We start from the raw sequence: 2985 nt of genomic DNA, 5'->3' as shown, positions 1-2985 counted from the left end.
TGTGCTGCCGTCTTCGCGAGCAAGCTCGCTCCCACAAGGGGATTGGGTTGTTTTGAGAGTGTGTTTGTTCTGTCGTTTTCCACTGACGAGACTTTGCCATGGAACATCAACCGTTAACCCATCCGCAGAGCATTGCGCCAGCGCCTTCACGGCGCGGTCTTTCGCCGACTGCGCGCGCGTGGTTCTTTCTTTCGCCGTCGATGCTGTTTCTCGGCGTGCTGGTCGCCGCCAGCCTGTTGGTGCTGCGCATGAGCGTCGGCACCAAGGGCGCGGAATGGAGCGGCTTCAGCCTCGCCAGCTATGGGCAGTTGCTCGAGCCTTATTACCTCAAGTCCCTGCTGCTGACCTTGCGCCTGGCGCTGATCAGCGCGGTGATCGCCGTACTCTTGGCGATTCCCGTGGCCTACACCATGTCGCGCCTGGCCTCGCCGTTGTTGCGACGGGTGTTCCTGGCGGCGGTGCTGTTGCCGTTGCTGGTCAACCTGTTGCTGCAAAGCTATGGCTGGCTGGTCATCCTCGGCCCTGCCGGGATGCTCAATCAGGCGTTGATGGGCCTGGGCCTGATCAAGCGTCCGCTCATGCTGTTGTACAACCAGAACGGTGTGCTGATGGGCCTGGTCCAGACTGCATTCCCGCTGGCCGTGCTGCCCATCGCCAGTGCCATGCGCGGTGTGGCCCGCAGTTATGAAGAGGCCGCCGCGACCCTCGGCGCGAGCCGTTTCCAGGTGTTCCGCCAAGTGGTGCTGCCGATGAGCCTGCCGGGGATCATCACCGGCGCGACATTGGTGTTTGCCTACAACGCCAGCAGCTTTGTCGTGCCGCTGTTGTTGGGCGGTCGCCGCGTGCCGATGCTGGCGGTGATGGTCCATGACCAGATCGCCCCGCTGATGAACTGGCCCGCCGCGTCCGCCGCCGGTGTGGTGCTGATTGTCACCACGCTGCTGATCATGACCCTTTCCGAGTATTTCACCGGCCGTCGTCGGCGGATGCTGGAGGCTTCGCAATGAGCGTAACGAGTAAAAAACGCCAGGCGTTGTTGCCCGGTGAAACCGGCCGCGTGGCGGGTCTGTTGTCGGGTTTCATCCTGCTGCTGGCGGTGCTGCCGATCCTGACCATGATCGTCATGTCCTTCAGCGGCGCGGCGAACCTGGACTTTCCACCGAGCAGCTACAGCCTGCAATGGTATCGGGCGGCCTGGCACACTTTTGTCTCGCCGGACGCCAGCGATGTGCTGAGCCTGGGCCAGGCGATGGGCACCAGCCTGTTGGTGGCCTGCCTGACGATGATCTTCGCCACGCTGATCGCCGTGCCGGCGGCCTATGCCCTGACCCGTTGCGAGTTCCGTGGCAAGGCCGTGGCGCTGCAATTGATGTCGCTGCCGCTGGTGTTTCCCATGGTGGTGCTCGGCTTGGCATTGCTGCTGGTGTTCGACAGCCTGCCGTTCCAGATGACCACCTCGCGATTGGTGATCGCCCACGTGATCCTGGCTTTGCCGTTCGTGGTGAAGAACTGCACGGCCGCCATGCTCGGCATCGGCATCGGCAGCGAAGTCGAAGAGGCCGCGCGCATGCTCGGCGCGACACCGCGACGGGCCATCGTCGATGTGGTGGTGCCGTTGATGAAGTCGGGGATTCTCGCCGGGATGCTGCTGGCGTTCATCGTCTCGTTCAACGAATTCACCGTGACCTATTTCCTCTACACCATCGACGTCATGACCGTGCCGATCTGGATGTACAGCCGCACCGTGTCGTCGCTGGACCCCACCGTTTTTTCGTTTGCCGTGCTCATCGTGCTGATCGACTTCGTGCTGATCTGGGCGTTGGAGAAACTGGTGGGCGAGGGCGGCGTTTCCTTTTGATTTCGAGGTGAAGACATGACTGGACTGATACTGGAAAACGTCGAGAAACACTACGGCTCGGCCTGCGCGGTCAGGGACGTGAACCTGCATCTGCCCGAGGGCAAACTGGTGTGTTTCCTCGGGCCGTCAGGTTGCGGCAAGACCACGCTGCTGCGCATGATCGCCGGCCTGGAAAGCCTCAGCGGCGGGGAGATCCGCCTGGATGGCGAAGACATCGGCCACACCCCGGCGCACCTGCGCAACTTCGGCATGGTGTTCCAGTCGCTGGCGTTGTTTCCCCACATGACCGTCGGCGAGAACATTGCCTACCCGCTTAAGCTGCGGGGCGTGGGCAAGGCCGAGCAACAGGCGCGGGTGGTGGAACTGTTGGAGCTGATCCAGCTCCAGGCAATGATCGACCGGCCGGTGGCGAAACTCTCCGGCGGCCAGCGCCAGCGCGTGGCGATTGCCCGGGCCATCGCCGCCCGCCCGAAAATCCTGTTGCTGGACGAACCGCTGTCGGCCCTGGACGCCAAGTTGCGCGAGTCGATGCAAGTGGAAATTCGCCAGTTGCAGCAGCGGTTGAACATCACCACTATCCTGGTGACACATGACCAGCGCGAAGCCATGACCATGGCCGACATCGTCGTGGTGTTGGGTGAGCATCGCGTGCAGCAGGTCGGCACGCCGATCGAGATCTACCGGCACCCGGCCAATGAATTCGTCGCCGATTTCATCGGCTCGGGCAACATCTTTCCGGCGACTTCGCTGGGTAATGGGCGAGTGGGACTGCCGGGTGGGGACACGCTGGAAGTGCCGGCCAGCCGCAGCATCAACCCAGGGGAGAGGATCAAGTTGTTGGTGCGTCCCGAAGACGTGCAGTTGTCCTCGCCCCAGGCTTCGGCGGGTAACCGCTTGCTCGGAAAAGTGCTGTTCGTGCGGGACATCGGCGCGACCATCGAGACCACGGTTGAATGTTCCGGCGTCTCTTTCACGGCGCTGAACACGCCGTGCCAGGGCATGGACCTGGGCATCGGGCAGGCGGTATCGGTGACGGTGCCGGCGCAGGCGTGTCGGTTGCTCAGTGCCTGAGGTCAAGGGATGAGCTGCATCTACTGGCCTCATCGCGAGCAAGCTCGCTCCCACAG

The 2985-nt window shown here is 62.8% G+C and carries 3 protein-coding genes; all 3 read left to right on the top strand.

What is annotated here, in order from left to right; genetic code table 11:
• The first annotated feature begins 98 nt into the window (after window positions 1-98).
• The 3 genes from OC610_RS24480 to OC610_RS24470 are packed head-to-tail and all read left to right on the top strand — an operon-like array spanning window position 99 to window position 2929.
• Window positions 99-1007: an ABC transporter permease gene (locus OC610_RS24480; RefSeq protein ID WP_264431535.1), complete on the top strand. Its 909-nt coding sequence runs from the start codon at window positions 99-101 to the stop codon at window positions 1005-1007.
• Complete coding sequence (locus OC610_RS24475) at window positions 1004-1858, top strand: ABC transporter permease (RefSeq protein WP_264431533.1); 855 nt, start codon at window positions 1004-1006, stop codon at window positions 1856-1858. Before OC610_RS24480 ends, OC610_RS24475 begins: the two co-directional genes overlap by 4 nt.
• A 15-nt stretch (window positions 1859-1873) precedes the next feature.
• Window positions 1874-2929, top strand: coding sequence for an ABC transporter ATP-binding protein (locus tag OC610_RS24470; protein ID WP_264431532.1), 1056 nt, complete (start codon window positions 1874-1876; stop codon window positions 2927-2929).
• The last annotated feature ends 56 nt before the right edge of the window (window positions 2930-2985 follow it).

Source organism: Pseudomonas agronomica, from assembly GCF_025917275.1.
Lineage (GTDB): Bacteria > Pseudomonadota > Gammaproteobacteria > Pseudomonadales > Pseudomonadaceae > Aquipseudomonas > Aquipseudomonas agronomica.
This window is presented reverse-complemented; position numbering and strand designations above follow the sequence as displayed.

Bases quoted from the DNA above. Each gene is read 5' to 3' on its own strand.
- OC610_RS24480 (WP_264431535.1), top strand. From the start codon at position 99: ATGGAACATCAACCGTTAACCCATCCGCAGAGCATTGCGCCAGCGCCT.
- OC610_RS24470 (WP_264431532.1), top strand. From the start codon at position 1,874: ATGACTGGACTGATACTGGAAAACGTCGAGAAACACTACGGCTCGGCC.
- OC610_RS24475 (WP_264431533.1), top strand. From the start codon at position 1,004: ATGAGCGTAACGAGTAAAAAACGCCAGGCGTTGTTGCCCGGTGAAACC.